General features: G+C 70.8%; 15 protein-coding genes and 1 pseudogene. 9 read left to right on the top strand and 7 right to left on the bottom strand.

The window, feature by feature from the left end:
- Window positions 1-85: 85 nt before the first annotated feature.
- Window positions 86-715 (top strand): TetR family transcriptional regulator, encoded by a 630-nt coding sequence (locus ABZT93_RS21210; protein WP_356106505.1) that lies wholly within the window; start codon window positions 86-88, stop codon window positions 713-715.
- 42 nt (window positions 716-757) lie between these two features.
- The gene (locus tag ABZT93_RS21205) at window positions 758-2803 is read left to right on the top strand and encodes an AAA family ATPase (RefSeq protein ID WP_356106504.1); all 2046 of its coding nucleotides are present in this window, start codon (window positions 758-760) and stop codon (window positions 2801-2803) included.
- Between the two features lie 129 nt (window positions 2804-2932).
- Here ABZT93_RS21205 and ABZT93_RS21200 read toward each other — a convergent pair whose 3' ends face one another.
- Entirely contained in the window at window positions 2933-3775 is an 843-nt protein-coding gene (locus ABZT93_RS21200) for a nitroreductase/quinone reductase family protein (RefSeq protein ID WP_356106502.1), read from the bottom strand.
- Between the two features lie 157 nt (window positions 3776-3932).
- Between ABZT93_RS21200 and ABZT93_RS21195 the strand changes: the two genes are divergently transcribed.
- From ABZT93_RS21195 to ABZT93_RS21185, 3 genes and pseudogenes are all read left to right on the top strand, one after another.
- On the top strand, window positions 3933-4556 hold the full coding sequence (locus ABZT93_RS21195) for an RraA family protein (protein ID WP_356106500.1): 624 nt from the start codon (window positions 3933-3935) through the stop codon (window positions 4554-4556).
- A 2-nt stretch (window positions 4557-4558) separates the two neighbouring features.
- On the top strand, window positions 4559-5050 hold the full coding sequence (locus ABZT93_RS21190) for an HAD domain-containing protein (RefSeq protein WP_356106498.1): 492 nt from the start codon (window positions 4559-4561) through the stop codon (window positions 5048-5050).
- A 51-nt stretch (window positions 5051-5101) separates the two neighbouring features.
- A pseudogene (locus ABZT93_RS21185) lies at window positions 5102-5383 on the top strand (class I SAM-dependent methyltransferase); the annotation flags it as partial.
- A gap of 59 nt (window positions 5384-5442) precedes the next feature.
- Here the strand turns inward: ABZT93_RS21185 and ABZT93_RS21180 are convergent.
- Window positions 5443-6183 (bottom strand): VOC family protein, encoded by a 741-nt coding sequence (locus ABZT93_RS21180; protein ID WP_356106496.1) that lies wholly within the window; start codon window positions 6181-6183, stop codon window positions 5443-5445.
- A gap of 100 nt (window positions 6184-6283) precedes the next feature.
- Entirely contained in the window at window positions 6284-6976 is a 693-nt protein-coding gene (locus tag ABZT93_RS21175) for a TetR/AcrR family transcriptional regulator C-terminal domain-containing protein (RefSeq protein ID WP_356106494.1), read from the bottom strand.
- Window positions 6977-7029: 53 nt separating this feature from the next.
- On the opposite strand from ABZT93_RS21175, the gene ABZT93_RS21170 reads away from it, so the two are divergent.
- On the top strand, window positions 7030-8148 hold the full coding sequence (locus ABZT93_RS21170; RefSeq protein ID WP_356106492.1) for an NAD(P)/FAD-dependent oxidoreductase: 1119 nt from the start codon (window positions 7030-7032) through the stop codon (window positions 8146-8148).
- A 207-nt stretch (window positions 8149-8355) separates the two neighbouring features.
- Here the strand turns inward: ABZT93_RS21170 and ABZT93_RS21165 are convergent, their stop codons facing one another.
- Genes ABZT93_RS21165 through ABZT93_RS21155 form a run of 3 tightly spaced genes read right to left on the bottom strand, consistent with a single transcriptional unit; the run spans window position 8356 to window position 10830 of the window.
- On the bottom strand, window positions 8356-9423 hold the full coding sequence (locus ABZT93_RS21165; RefSeq protein ID WP_356106490.1) for an ABC transporter permease subunit: 1068 nt from the start codon (window positions 9421-9423) through the stop codon (window positions 8356-8358).
- On the bottom strand, window positions 9420-10316 hold the full coding sequence (locus ABZT93_RS21160; RefSeq protein WP_356106625.1) for an ABC transporter ATP-binding protein: 897 nt from the start codon (window positions 10314-10316) through the stop codon (window positions 9420-9422). The genes ABZT93_RS21165 and ABZT93_RS21160 overlap by 4 nt, the downstream gene beginning before the upstream one ends.
- A 46-nt stretch (window positions 10317-10362) precedes the next feature.
- Window positions 10363-10830 carry a GntR family transcriptional regulator gene (locus tag ABZT93_RS21155; RefSeq protein WP_356106488.1) on the bottom strand — a complete coding sequence of 156 codons (468 nt, stop codon included), beginning with the start codon at window positions 10828-10830 and terminating at the stop codon, window positions 10363-10365.
- 240 nt (window positions 10831-11070) lie between these two features.
- Here ABZT93_RS21155 and ABZT93_RS21150 point away from each other — a divergent pair, with 240 nt between their 5' ends.
- The 3 genes from ABZT93_RS21150 to ABZT93_RS21140 all read left to right on the top strand — a co-directional run bounded on the left by ABZT93_RS21150 (window position 11071) and on the right by ABZT93_RS21140 (window position 12938).
- Complete coding sequence (locus ABZT93_RS21150; RefSeq protein ID WP_356106486.1) at window positions 11071-11691, top strand: helix-turn-helix transcriptional regulator; 621 nt, start codon at window positions 11071-11073, stop codon at window positions 11689-11691.
- 92 nt (window positions 11692-11783) lie between these two features.
- On the top strand, window positions 11784-12455 hold the full coding sequence (locus tag ABZT93_RS21145; RefSeq protein WP_356106485.1) for a hypothetical protein: 672 nt from the start codon (window positions 11784-11786) through the stop codon (window positions 12453-12455).
- A gap of 144 nt (window positions 12456-12599) precedes the next feature.
- Window positions 12600-12938, top strand: a complete 339-nt coding sequence (locus ABZT93_RS21140; protein WP_082319565.1) for a DUF2516 family protein — start codon at window positions 12600-12602, stop codon at window positions 12936-12938.
- A gap of 91 nt (window positions 12939-13029) precedes the next feature.
- On the opposite strand, the gene ABZT93_RS21135 is transcribed toward ABZT93_RS21140, so the two are convergent.
- Window positions 13030-14325, bottom strand: coding sequence for a SpoIIE family protein phosphatase (locus ABZT93_RS21135; RefSeq protein WP_356106483.1), 1296 nt, complete (start codon window positions 14323-14325; stop codon window positions 13030-13032).
- Window positions 14326-14590: the final 265 nt, after the last annotated feature.

The following is a 14590-nucleotide window of genomic DNA, read 5'->3' as shown; positions in this document are numbered from 1 at the left end:
TCGTCGCCGCACGGGCCGGGGGACCCCACTGGCATCAGGGCACAGCTCCGGACCCCGTCCCGGGTTTCCTGCGTAGGCTCACCCCATGACCGCCCCCGGCCTGCGTGAGCGCAAGAAGCAGCGGATGTACGAGACCGTGTCCGAGATCGCCATCCGGCTGTTTCTCGAGAAGGGCTTCGACGCCGTCTCCGTGGCCGAGATCGCCGCCGCCGCCGAGATCTCCAAGCCGACACTCTTCCGGTATTTCCCGGCCAAGGAGGACCTCGTCCTCCACCGGATCGCCGATCACGAGGACGAGGCCGCGCGGGTCGTGGCCCAGTCGGACGAGGCGCCTCTCGTAGCCCTCTGCCGGCATTTCCTGGAAGGGCTGGAGCGGGACGACCCCGTCACCGGGCTCAATGATCACCCGGGCGTTCTCGCCTTCCACTCGCTGCTCTACGGCACTCCCGCCCTCGTCGCCCGGGCCCACGGGCACCTGGAACGGCAGGAGGCCGCGCTCGCCGAGGTGCTCGGAGGTGATCTCGACGCGCGGCTGGCAGCCGGGCAGATCATCGCCGTGCGGCGGATCCTCGCCATGGAGAACTGGCGGCGGATCGCCGCGGGGGAGCCGCTCGAGGACGTGCGGGGGGATGCCGTGGCCGCGGCCGAGCGCGCGTTCGGGGTGTTGGCGGACGGGTTGCCGTGGCTCACCCGAGCGAGAACAGAGTCAGCGTAAAAAATTTAACCCGGTCTCACTTTTTCCCGTACTCTCGTCCTCATGACCTCAGCCGGCCCCGCTCCCGATCCAGCCCTGAAAGAGTCCCTCCACCGCGAGCGCGTCCACCACGACCGTTGCCGTACCGCCCTCGCCGCCATGGTCGACGGGGCTCAGGAGCAGGTCGTCGTCGGTGAGGACGTGTCCGCCTCCGGGGCGGATGCCGAAGTCCTCGGGTACCAGTTGCGCAGTCAGGCCAAGGAGATGCGGGAGCTGCCCGACGGGCCCTTGTTCTTCGGGAAGCTGGAGTTCGACCGCGGCGACCACGCCGGGCAGGCGTATCACCTGGGCCGGCTGCGGATCACCGAGCACCCCGCCGCCCCGCCCCTCGTCGTCGACTGGCGCGCGCCCGTCTCCCGCGCCTTCTACCAGGCGAGCGCCCGCGACCCCCAGGGGGTCGCCGTGCGGCGGCGGTTCGGCTGGGCGCCCGGCAGCAAGGGGGAGTCCGCCGATCTCACCGGGCTGGAGGACGAGCATCTCCAGGACGGCGGCCCGCCGCAGGTCAGCGACATCGTGACCCGGGAGATCGAACGGCCCCGCGTCGGACCCATGCGGGACATCGCCGCGACCATCCAGCCCGAGCAGGACGATCTCGTAAGAAGCGACCTCGCCGTCTCCGTCTGCGTCCAAGGTGCTCCCGGCACCGGCAAGACCGCCGTCGGGCTGCACCGGGCCGCCTATCTCCTCTACACCGACCCGCAGCGCATGCGGCGCGGCGGGCTGCTCGTCCTGGGGCCCAACCGGACCTTCCTCTCCTACATCTCCCAGGTGCTGCCCGCGCTCGGCGAGAGCGGAGTACGGCAGTCCACACTCCAGGACGAGATCGCCCGCCACCCGGTCACCGCCACCGACGCCCACCCCACCGCCGTCCTCAAGCACGACCCCCGCATGGCGGAGGTGCTGCGCCGGGCGCTCTACGCCCGAGTGTCGACCGGTCCGGTCAACTCCCTGGAGATCAAAGACGGTTCGTACAGCTGGCGGGTCGGCGTCGGTGAACTCGGGCGGATCGTGGCGGATGTACGACAGGAGGAGCCGCCGTACGGGACCGGGCGGGAGCGGGTGCGCAGTCGGGTGGTGCGGAGTGTGCAGTTGCAGGCCGAACGGCGGGCCGGGCCGCAGAACGGCGCCTGGGTGCAGCGGGTCTCGCGGTCCCGGGTGATCGGGGCGTTCCTGGACGCCGTGTGGCCCAAGGTGCGGCCCGAGGAGGTCGTGGCCGAACTGCTCGGTGACGGTGCGGGGTTGGCGGTCGCCGCCAAGGGGATTCTTGACGCCGAGGAGCAGAAGAACCTGCTGTGGGCGAAGCCGCCGAGGTCGTGGAAGTCGGCTCGGTGGTCGGCGGCCGATCTGGTGCTGCTCGACGAGGTCGCCGGGCTGGTGGAGCATCCTGAGGGGTACGGCCATCTCGTCGTCGACGAGGCGCAGGACCTGTCTCCCATGGAGTGCCGGGCGATCGCGCGCCGGGCCCGATTCGGGTCGGTCACCGTGCTCGGTGACCTGGCACAGGGGACCACGCCCTGGGCGGCCCGCTCGTGGCACGCCGTGCTGCGCCATCTCGGCAAGCCGGACGCGGCCGTCGTGCCGCTGACCATCGGGTTCCGGGTGCCGCAGGCCGTCGTCGGGCTCGCCAACCGGCTTCTCGCGCAGCTGGATGTGGATGTGCCGGAGGGGCGATCCCTGCGCGGGGACGGGGAGTTGAGGATCCGGCCCACCTCCCCGGACGACGTGCCGGGCGCGGTCGTGGACGCCGTACGCGAATCGCTCGCGCACGAGGGGTCCGTGGGGGTCGTCGCCGCCGACGCGGACGTGGACCGCGTACGGCAGGCCCTCGACGCGGCCGGGATCGCCGCCGCCGGGCCGGACGAGCTGGGCGCACGGGTGAGCGTCGTACCGGCCGGTGTGGTCAAGGGACTCGAGTACGACCATGTCGTGGCCGTCGAGCCGGCGGCGATCGCGGAGGCGGAGGAGCGGGGGCCGCACCGGCTGTATGTCGTGCTGACCCGGGCGGTGTCACGGCTGGTGGTGGTGCACGGGCGGCCGCTGCCGTTCTAGCGCCCGAACGCCCCCCGGGCGGCGGCCGTCCCGCGTGGGTGTTCCGGGGTGACGGCCGCCTCGCGCGGGCAGTCGGGGGTGGCGGCCGCCTCGCGCGGGCAGCTTGAGGTGCTCCGTCTCGCGGGTGGGTCAGGCGTGGGCGAAGAGGGGGAGCAACTGCTCCTCCTCATAGGTCAGATGGGACTCCAGCTCGGTCGTCAGGCGGTCGACCTCCGTCCGGACGGAGCCGAGATCCGTGCCGGACAGCGCCTCCCGCAACTCCTCGACCAGCCCGGCGATGTGCTCGTGCTCGGCGCGCAGGCGGTCGATGGCCGCAGCCGCCTCCGGGTGGCGGTCGGCCAGGAAGGGGAACATCGCCACGTCCTCACCGGTGTGGTGGTTGTGCAGGCCCTGGCAGAACGTCAGGCAGTTGACGCGGAGTTGGGCGCCCAGGGTAGTGGTCCCGGAGGCCAACTCCGCTCGGATCAGGGCGAGTTCGCGGCGGAAGGCGTCGTGTACCAGCCTGATGGCCTCGCCCGGGGAGGAGGCGTTGATGTTCGGCGGGCCCGGGCGGGCGATCTCGTGCAGGGCGATCACGGGGAGGACGCGGTCGGTCTTCTCCTGGTACACGGCCCAGCCGCGATCCGCTTCCACGGCACGCGCGAAGGCTCGGTCCCGCTCCTCGCCCGCAAGCACGACCGCCTGCGCCTCGTACGTGAACACCCCGCTCTCGACGGTGACTTGAGGGTGCGCGACGAGGTTGCGGTACCAGTCGGGGTGGCGCGGTGAGCCGCCCGCCGAGGCGATCACGAGGATGCGGTCGCCGCCGTCGGGGAGATAGCCGACGGGGGTGGTGTGCGGGGTGCCGGTGCGGGCCCCGGTGGTGGTGAGGAGGATCAGGCGGCCGCCCTCGAAGGGGCCGCCGACCCGGCCGTGGTTCGCGCGGAACTCGTCGATGATCCGCTGGTTGAAGTCCTGGATGGGGTTGGTCACTCTCTCTGCTCTCTCTGGTCTCCGGTCATTTCCTGGACGACTCAGAGAAAGCGGAGGGCTCCTCGCCCTCCCCGGCCTCACTCAGAGGCCGGGCACCCAACTCGCTCACGGCACAAGGCCGACCCGGCAGTCATGCGGGCACGGTAACGTCCGGGGCATGACCGAGACCACCGAGTTTGCGGACATTCCCACGACCACCCTGGCCGATCTGCTCGGTCGTGACCAGGTCATGGACATCGGGATCCGGCCGCTGTGGGGGCCGGTGCCGCAGGTGGCGGGGCGCGCGTTCACCGTACGGTGCCCTCCCGGCGACAACCTCATGCTGCACGCGGCGATCCACCGGGCGCCGGCCGGTTCGGTCGTCGTGGTCGAGTCGGGAGACCTCGACCACGCCCTGGCCGGCGGAAACGTGTGCGCGGTCGCGCAGCGGCGGGGCATCGCCGGGTTCGTCCTGGACGGGTTGATCCGCGACCTCGCCGAGGTGCGGGAGGCCCGGTTCCCGGTGTTCGCCCGAGGGGTCATTCCGATCCCGGGCGCGAAGAAGGCCGTGACGCCGCTGGGCGGGGGCGTGCGGTGTGGTGGTGTGCGGGTCGAGGCCGGGGACGTGGTGGTCGCCGACGAGGAGGGGGTCGTCGCGGTCCCCGCCGCGCGACGGGCCGACGTCCTCGCCGCTGCCCGCGCCAAGCTGGCGAAGGAGGCGGCCGAGACGCTCGACGAGTGGGAGGCGGCGCACCGGGCCCGCATCGACGAGCTCCTCGCGGAGGGCGGGGTCGAGGGGTGAGCGTGCTGCTCTTCCTGGACGTCGACGGGACGCTGCTGCCGTTCGGGGCGGCGGAGCCGTATCCGCTGTACGGGCCCGCGTCTGCGCTGCCGGATGACGTCACCGGCCATCCGCTGCTGCCTCGCGTAAACCCCGCGCTCGGTGCCCGTCTGACATCGCTGGGCTGTGCGCTGGTGTGGGCCACGACCTGGGGTGACGACGCCAACGCCGTTATGGCGCCCTGGCTCGGGCTGCCCACGCTGCCGCTCGTTGACTGGCCGGACTCGGACGACGACGAGGCGGGCGACCTGCACTGGAAGACCCGCCCTCTGGTCTCCTGGGCGGCCGGACGACCGTTTGTCTGGATCGACGACGAGATCACCGATGCCGACCGGGTCTGGGTGGCGGCCCACCATCCCGAACCGGCTCTCCTGCACCGGGTCGATCACCGAGTGGGGCTCACCGAAGGGGACTTCTCGGTGCTGGAGGAGTGGCTGACGAGAGAGGGACGGTGACCGGACGATATCGAGTGGCCGGCGCAGCCCGCTCCCTCTACGGTCGCCCGCATGGCTGACGAAGGCTTCACGCATCCACGGCCGGCTGCGGTCTACGACGCGCTCGATCCCGATCGCAGCGACCTCGACGCATATCTCCGCATGGTGGAGGAGTTCGGGGCACGGCAGGTGCTGGACGTCGGCTGCGGGACAGGGGTGTTCACGCTGCTGCCGGCAGGACGGGGCGTCGAGGTCGTCGGGGTCGATCCCGCCCTGGCCTCGCTCGACGTGGCCCGGGGGAAGCAGGGGAGTGAGCGGGCGCGCTGGATCCACGGGGACGCCTCCCAACTGCCCGACCTGCCCGACCTGCCTGGCAGCGGAACGTTGTCACGGTTGCCGCCGGAGGCTCTGTGTCAGGACGGGGCCAGGACGCAGAACTCGTGGCCCTCCGGGTCGGACAGGCACGTCCACGGGACGTCGCCCTGGCCGAGGTCGAGGTCGGTGGCGCCGAGGGCACGCAGCCGGGCCACCTCCGCGGCCTTGTCGTCACCGGGGTACGGCAGCAGGTCGAGATGGACGCGGTCCGGCACGGTCTTCACGTCGAGGGTACGGAGGAACTCGAGATAGGGGCCCGTCCCCTCGCGGGAACGCAACACCGCCTGGCCGTCGGTCACTTCGTGCACGGTCCAGTCGATCGCCGCGCCCCAGAACCGGGCCATGGCCCGCGGATCCACGCAGTCCACCACCACGGCGGCGATGGGCCCGGTGTCCCGGTAGACCTCACGAGGCTCCAGCACGCAGAACTCGTTGCCCTCGGGGTCGGCGAGGACCGTCCACGGAACATCGCCCTGACCCACGTCGGCGGGCGTCGCGCCCAGCGTCTTCAGCCGCGCGACCAGCTCCGCCTGATGAGACACGGAGGTGGTGGCGAGATCGAGGTGCAGGCGGTTCTTCGTCGCCGTCCTGGGTTCCGGGACGGGAACGACGTCGATACCGAGCTCGACCGGGTCCGGCCACACGAGGCCGCCCGCGGGGCCGACGTAGGTGGTCACACCGGGACTGTAGGCACTCCACCCGAGCGCCTCCGCCCAGAACCGACCGACCGCCGCCCCGTCCACAGCCTTCACGTTCACCTGAACAGGTCGCAGTGCCATGCCGCCGATCCTATGCACCGCCCCGCGTCGACAAGGTTCGACGAGAGGCCCCGGGACTTCGGCCCGGCCGGACCCGCTCACCTTCTGCAAGAGCCGAGCGTCACGCCGGCGGCCGGGTGAGCTTTGCGGCCACGGCGTCGAGTACCCAGTCCAGGCCGGTCGCGAAGGATGTCTCGGCGTCCACGTCCGTGCCGTCGTACACGGCCTTGGCCAGCGCCGGGAAGCGGCCGGTGGCCAGCATTCTCGTCACATGCGGGCCGTGGGCGCGCTGCCAGTCGTGTTTGGACAGGCCCGTGGCGCGCTCGGCCCGCAGGTTCGCGACCTCGCGCCTGATCGCGCCGATGAAGTAGGCGCTGACGGTCTCCACGGCGCGCATGACGGTGTCGACATCGGTGAGGTCGTCGAAGGCGGCCAGTGTGGCCTCGGTCACGGCGAGGCCGTTCGGCCCCAGGGCCGGGCGACCGCCGAGCAGGTCGGCCAGCCATTCGTGACGGAGGGCGGCCTGCCTGGTGCGCCGGGCGAGGACGCGCAGCGCCTCCCGCCAGTCACCGGGCTGCTCCTCCGGGAGAATCTCGGCCTGGACCTCGTCCATCATGAGGTCGAAGAGCTCCTCCTTGGTGGAGATGTATCTGTACAGCCGCATCGGACCGGCGTCCAGGTGGGCCGCGACCTTGCGCACCGACACCGCCTCCAGCCCGCCCTCGTCGGCCAGTGCGATGGCGGCGGCGACAATGCGCTCCCGGTCGAGCGGCACGGGGCGAGTCGGCGGCTCCGGCCGGTCCCAGACAGTCATGCTCTCACCGTACCGTTGCGATACGACGTACAGAACCAATACGGTGTATCGCCATGAGACATCGCATCGCAGTGGTCGGCGGCGGTCCTGCCGGTCTTGCCTTCGCCCGCGTCCTGCACCGCCATGGCCACCCCGCCGCCGTCCTCGAACGCGATCCCGCCCCCGACGCCCGACCTCCGGGCGGCACGCTGGACCTGCACGCGGGGATGGGCCAGCTCGCGCTGGAGAAGGCGGGGCTGCTGGCGGAGTTCGAAGCGCTGTCCCGCCCGGAGGGGCAGGCCATGCGCATCCTGGACACGGACGGGACGGTCCTGCGCGACTGGCGACCCCGCCCGGATGACCGGGCCAATCCCGAGATCGACCGCGGACAACTCCGTGACCTGCTGCTCGGATCTCTCGACGTCCAGTGGGGCCGGGGCGTGACGCGGGTGGTGCCGGGGACCCGGGACGGTGCGCAGGTCCATTTCGCGGACGGGGGACAGGAGACGTTCGACCTCGTGGTCGGCGCGGACGGCGCACGGTCCCGGGTCCGCGCGGCAGTCTCGTCGGTGACGCCGCACTACACCGGCATCACCGCGATCGAGACCTCCCTCGACGATGTCGACACCCGCCACCCCGACCTCGCCCGATTGATCGGCGACGGTTCCGTGGCCGTGTACGGCGTGAACCGTGGCCTCGTCGCCCAGCGCAACAGCGGCGGCCACGTGAAGGTGTACGCCAGGTTCCGCGCGCCCCTGGACTGGCACACGAACCTGGACCTGGCCGACGTCGAGGCCGTGCGATCGAGTCTGCTGGCTCTGTTCGACGGCTGGGCCGCTCCCGTCCGCGACCTCCTCCGCCACGGCACCGCTTTCATCTCCCGCCCCTGCTACGTCCTGCCCGTGTCCCACACCTGGACCCATGTGCCCGGGGTGACGCTCCTGGGCGACGCCGCCCATCTGATGCCCCCACTGGGGGTGGGCGCGAACCTCGCGATGCTGGACGGCGCCGAACTCGCCGAGGTCATCGCCGCCGGCCCCGAAGATCTGGACAAGGCGGTCCGCGCCTTCGAGGAACGGATGTGGGCACGGGCCGGCAAGTGGGCGCAGATCACCACGGCCGGTCTGGAACGCCTCGTGAGCCCGGACCCCGCCGAAGCCATCGCCCAGTTCGACCAGGTCCAGCCATCCTGACTGTCCGGTCTCAGGTACGTCCGGGTAGCGGGAGTCGGTGACCTGCGGTGCCCGGAGATCAGTGAGACGGTTCAGCTTGTGTTCGCCTCGGCGCGCAGCAGATCCATTTCGGTGGCGCTGCCGCCCACGGCGGCTTCCTGCTCAGCTCCCCTCCTCCCCTCGGGGGGACAGAGGCGCCCTTCGCAAAGGGGCGCGGGGCGTACGGACTCAGACGAGCCGCTTACGACCCCCGACGAAGAGGAACGCCACTACACCGGCGGTCAGGGCGAACAGAATCGACGCCCCGAACCACTGCATACCGTTCATTTGCGACATCGGGAGGTAATCCACCGACCAGCCCACGACGTCGGCCTTGTCCAGGCACGCCTGCCGTGCCGCGTCGGTCTGCGACCCCGAACAGGTGCCCCATCCCACCAGATCCCCGCTGCCGGTGAGATACGACTGGTCGATTTCGTAGGCGCCGTGGGGGAGCGACGGGGACACGTTCTCGCCCGTGACGCCCTTGTTCGTCGTGACCGTGACGACGTTGCCGAGCGACAGCAGGAAGTAGCCCCAGGCGAGCTGGAGGACGACGGTGAAACCGAAGGTGACCACCATGGCCGTCAGCGTGCGCCGCAGCACCACACCGATCGCCACCCCGCCGAAGACGGAGAAGAGGGTGAGGGCGACAGGCATCGGGCCCGTCGTGTTGAACGCGGCGCCCGAGGTCCAGTCCATGACCGCGACCTCGGACTTGACGGGGTTCCACCACCAGCCGAACACCGCCGACAACACGGCCGTGCTCACCACGACCACCAGTCCGGCCAGCGCCAGCTTCGTGGCGAGCCAGCGGGTCCGACTCGTGGACTGGGCGGCGACCAGCTTGGCGGTGCCGTTCTCCAGGTCGCCCGCGATGAGCGGGGCGCCGAGGAAGACACCGAGCAGGATGGGTATCGCCTGGAGACCCATGGAGACGAAGGAGAACGCGTCGTTGTACTGCTGGAACTTGCTGCCCGCCTCGTCGAGGCTCTTGCCGGGATAGCCGTAGCCGTCGAGGAAGTCGACCAACTGGCCGCGCTGGTAGACGATCCAGGCCACGGAGAGCGCGGTGGCGGCGAGGATCGTCCAGAACGCGGCCCGGTGCTGGCGCCAGACCAGCCAGGTCATACCGCTGAGTCGGGGGCGCCGGTTGGCCTCCGTGGTGGTCGCGTTCATGGTCCCGTTCATGGTCCCGTTCTTGCCGTCGCTCGTGGAGCCGGTCGAGGTGCTGGTCGAGCTGCGAGTGAAGGTGCTCATGCCGCCACCGCCCCGGTGCCGAACCCCTGGCCATGGACCTGTGCGGTGGGGGTGATCAGCGGTGGTGCGTCGGGTGAGCGGAGATAGGCGAGCAGGAGTTCTTCCATGTTCGGGGCGTTTATGTCCCAGGGGCCGGTGACCGGGCCCTCGGGGCGGATGAGCGCGGTGAACTGCCGTCCGCTGGTCCGGGACTCGACGAGGGTGTGGTGCCCGAGGGTGAGGGCGGGAGGCATGCCGTCACCCTCCTTCGCGCCCGTGACCAGCGTGTGCACGGACATCAGCTCGTCCACGTCACCGGCGAGGCGCACTCCGCCGCCGGAGACGACGACGAGGTAGTCGCACACGTTCTCCAGTTCGGCCAGGACGTGGGTGGACATCAGCACGGTGGTTCCGCGCTCGGCGGCCTCGGCGAGGAGGGTGCCCATGATCTCGTGGCGCACGACCGGGTCGAGGTCTGACATCGGCTCGTCGAGCATCAGCAGGTCGGGGCGCTTTCCGAAGGCGAGGGCGATGGCGACGCGGGTGCGCTGGCCTCCGGAGAGGGTGCTGATCTTCGCGTCGAAGGGCACGTTGCCCGCGCGGATGATGTCCTCGGCGGCGCGCTGGTCCCAACCGGGGTTCAGCTCCCGGCCCAGACGCAGGGTCTCCGCCACGGTGAAGCGGCGGAACAGGGGCTTCTCCTGGGCGAGGAACGCTGTGCGCCGACCGGATTCCACCGAGCCCGGAGCCTCACCGAACAGGCTGATCGAGCCGTTCGTCGGCTGCAGGACATGGGCCGCGATGCTCAGCAGCGTGGTCTTGCCCGCCCCGTTGGGTCCCACCAGGCCGCAGATCCGTCCCGCCGGGAGCCGGAACGAGCAGTCCCGCAACGCCCAGCCCCGCCGGTAGCGCATCCCCAGCCCATACGCCTCGATCGCCGGTTCCCCCGCGTACGTACCTTCACTCACCTGTGCTCCTAGTTGTCGTGGCCCCCGTGGACCCCGTTGTCGTGGACCGCGTTGCCGCCACGTTCCCGGCGGCGTACTGCTTCTCCATCGCCGACGCGACCAGCGCGGCCACGTCCTCCTGCTCCAGACCGGCCCCGGCCGCCTTCGACATCCACGCCACCAGCTCCACGTACAGCGGCGAGTCGGTGCCCGTCTCGGGGCGGCCCAGCGTGCGGCGTACGAAGGTGCCCTGGCCCGGTCGCGGTTCGACCAGGCCCTCGCGCTCCAGTTCGCGGTACGCCTTGAGGGTGGTGTTCGGGTTGACCGTGCTGGTCGCGGCGACCTCCTTGGCGGTGGGCAGCCGGTCACCCGGCACGAGTACACCCAGCCGGAGGGCCTGCTTGGTCTGCTGCACGATCTGCTGGAAGGCGGGGACCCCGCTCCGCCTGTCGATGCGGTACTCCACGATCACCACCATCATTCCACTACTTGATTAGTGGAATGATGGTGGAGGGGTGTGAGGGCGGTTGTCAATGCCGACCGGGATCGGAGTTCTCCGAGACTGCCCGGACATCACAGAGACAGGACACTGACCGCCGAGCGCGCGAGCACCGGTATCACCGGTATCACCGGTATCGACGACTCCGCCGTCCGAGTGGCACGGCGCACTATTGCAAGCGGCTGCTTGCAATAGTTAGCGCGGGTGGGGCACAGTGGACGCATGGCATCGCTCAACGTCGGCAATCTCGGTGACTATCTGCGTGAGCAGCGGCGCAGCGCGCAGCTGTCGCTCAGGCAGCTCGCCGATGCCGCCGGGGTGTCCAATCCGTATCTGAGCCAGATCGAGCGCGGGCTGCGCAAGCCGAGCGCGGAGGTGTTGCAGCAGGTCGCCAAGGCCCTGCGGATCTCCGCCGAGACGCTGTACGTGCGGGCCGGCATCCTCGACGCCGAGCGCGACCGGGACGACGTGGAGACACGTGCGGTCATCCTCGCCGATCCCACGCTCAACGAGCGGCAGAAGCAGGTGCTGCTCCAGATCTACGAGTCCTTCCGCAAGGAGAACGGCTTCGAGATCGCCCCGCCGGGCGCGGCCCCCGCGCCGGGCGACGGGCAGAGCGACCGCCCGGGCGACAGCATGGGCGGCGGTACGGCGGACGCCCAGCGGGACCTTCGGGACGGCGACGTCCCCGACGACGGCGAACCGGACGGCACCGCGATACGGCCGGACGGCACCGCGATACGGGAGGCCGGCCGGCCGCGCACCACCCGCAGACCCCGCACCACCCGCAAGCCCCCCAAGACCGACGGCAGCGACGCCGACCCGCAGCAGACGGCCAGTTGAGCCCGACACGGCTCGGCACGGCCCGGCACACGCCGACAGGTGCCGCGGGACCCAAAACCCTCATCAGCAAGTGATCCGGGAGGACCATCACCATGGCCATCACCGACGACATCCGCAAGGCCGTCAAGGACCCGACCCCGCTCTACTTCCTCGCCGGCGCCGGCGACCTGGCCCTCCAGGAGGCCAAGAAGGTGCCCGGTCTGGTGGAGCAGCTCCGCGCCGACGCGCCGGCCCGCATCGAGGCCGTGCGCGGCACCGACCCCAAGGCGGTCCAGGAGAAGGCCCAGGCCCGTGCCAAGGAGGCCGGAGCCAAGGTCAAGGAGACGCAGGAGACCCTGCAGACCAAGGTCGGCGAGTTCATCACAAGCCTCGACGGCGACCTGAAGAAGCTCGGCACCACCATCGACGCGGACCTGAAGAAGCTCGGTGAGTCCGCCCAGGACCTCGCCCTGCGCAGCGTCGGCGTCGCCGCCGAGTACGCCGTAAAGGCCCGCGAGACCTACGAGAAGGTCGCCGAGCACGGCGAGCAGGCCGTCAAGACCTGGCGGGGCGAGGCGGCCGAGGAGATCGAGGAACTGGCCATCGCCGTCGAGCCGAACGCCGAGCCGGTCGAGGTCAAGGACCCGGTGCCCGCGACCCCGGTCGCGAAGCCGGTCACGCCCGCCGCCGCGGCCCCGGCGAAGAAGACGGCGACCGCCTCCACCGCCAAGAAGACCACGCCGCGCAAGACCACCACGGCGAAGAAGACCCCGCCCGCCAAGTAAGGCACCGCGGGACGCTTCTGAACTCAGGGCCGGGCACTTACCGAGTGCCCGGCCCGTTGTGCGGGTAGCGACCTTGCGGGAACGGGTACGGTTACCGCGTAATCGCGAATTGAAGAGCCGAATCGGGTGGTGGACGTTGTGCTGATGCAGGGGTTCGCAGGCTTCATGTGGCTGCTGAGCATGGCCCTGATCGTTTTCAGCGGCTTCGCGCTGTTCGACGCCGCCATCCGCCGTGAGGACGCCTACCGAGCGGCCGACAAGAAGACCAAGCCCTTCTGGCTGATCATCCTCGGGCTCGCCTTCGTGGTGAACCTGATCTTCAACATCCTGTCGTTCCTGCCGATCATCGGCCTCGTCGCGACGATCGTCTACATGGTCGACGTACGCCCGGCGATCCGAGCCCTCCCGGGTGGCGGCCGCAGCGGCCGGGGCAGGGGTTCGAGCAGCGACGGCCCTTACGGCCCGTACAACGGGGGCCGCTAGAACCCGCCCTTCAGGGGCAGGGGCGCGGGGCCGTATCGACGTACGGTTCCGCGGTGTGGGCACGAGCGGCGCCGCCCGGGCCGCTCGACCGTCACGCCTCCCGGTCGAGGAGCAGTACCGCCACGTCGTCCGCCAGCTCGCCGCCGTTGAGCGACCGCACCTCGTTCACCGCGGCCCGCAGCAACGCCTCACCCCGCAGCCCTTCGGACAGCTGGCGACGGATCATGGCGACCATTCCGTCCTGCCCCAGCCGCTCCCCGCCCTCCCCGACGCGCCCTTCGATCAGCCCGTCGGTGTAGAGCATCAGACTCCACTCGGCCCCCAGCTCCACCTGCATCCGAGGCCAACGGGCTCCCGGCAGCAGTCCCAGCGCGGGCCCGTTGTTGTCGTACGGCAGCAGCCGAGCGGGCCGCCCCGGCCGGGCCACCAGCGGTGACGGATGCCCGGCGAGACACAGCCCCGCCCGCCGTCCGTCCGGCGCGATGTCGACGGTGCACAGGGTCGCGAAGATCTCGTCGTCGGCGCGCTCGTGCTCCAGTACCTCCTGCAGCGTGCCGAGGAGTTCGTCCCCGCACAGCCCCGCCAGGGTCAGCGCACGCCAGGCGATCCGCAGCTCCACGCCGAGCGCCGCCTCGTCGGGGCCATGCCCGCAGACGTCACCGATCATCGCGTGCACGGTTCCGTCGGGAGTCCGTACGACGTCGTAGAAGTCACCGCCGAGCAGCGCACGCGACCGACCCGGCCGGTACCGCGCGGCGAACCGCAGCGACGAGCCCTCCAGCAGCGGTGTGGGCAGCAGCCCGCGCTCCAGGCGCCGGTTCTCCTGTGCTCGTACCCGTCCCTCGGCGAGCCTGCGCTCCGCCGTGTCGGAACGTTTCCGTTCGACCGCGTACCGGATCGCCCGGCTCAGCAGCCGTCCGTCCAGCTCGTCCCGGAAGAGGTAGTCCTGGGCGCCCACCCGCACCGCCTCCGCACCGCGCTCGGCGTCGCCGGACGCGGTGAGCGCGAGGACGGCGTGCCGGGGTGCGAGCTCCAGGACGTGACGGAGTACGGCGAGCTCGTCGTCAGCGGAAGGACCGGGCGCGGGCAGCGCGAGGTCGAGCAGGATGCAGTGCACGTCGTCCGTCAGCAGCCGCTCCGCCTCGGTGAGGTTGCGAGCGGTGCGGACGCGGATCGGCTTTCCGGCCGAGTCCAGGAGTTCGGGGACGACCGTGGACCCGCCGGGATCGTCCTCGATCACCAGCAGGCTCAGTTGGGGGGCGGCGTTGTGGTCGACCGTGACTTCCTTGCGCGGGGCTTCCTTGGAGGGGACGTCCTGGGGTACGGCCGGCGCCTGACCACTTTCCGCGGCCGGGATCGCGCGCTGCCGCGGTATGGGTACGGGCATGGTCTCGGATTCCTTCCCTCCCCCCGAGGGCATGGTGGAGCGAGGGGTCTCGATCCACCGACGGGGACCATAGCGGGTGCCGGGCCGGGAAAGGAATGGCGTGAGACACGCTGCTTGGCCGGTAGCCACTGTCATATGCCGCGTTATCCACCGCAGTTGGACAGGTGTGGGGTGTCGCGGGGATGACGAACGTCACGTTCGCGGCAGGTTTGGGGAGCCTTCGGGCGTGCCCCGCATCACATGACTCAGGTCTCACTCAGGTCTG

This window comes from Streptomyces sp. NPDC005303 (genome assembly GCF_040607335.1).
Lineage (GTDB): Bacteria > Actinomycetota > Actinomycetes > Streptomycetales > Streptomycetaceae > Streptomyces.
This window is presented reverse-complemented; position numbering and strand designations above follow the sequence as displayed.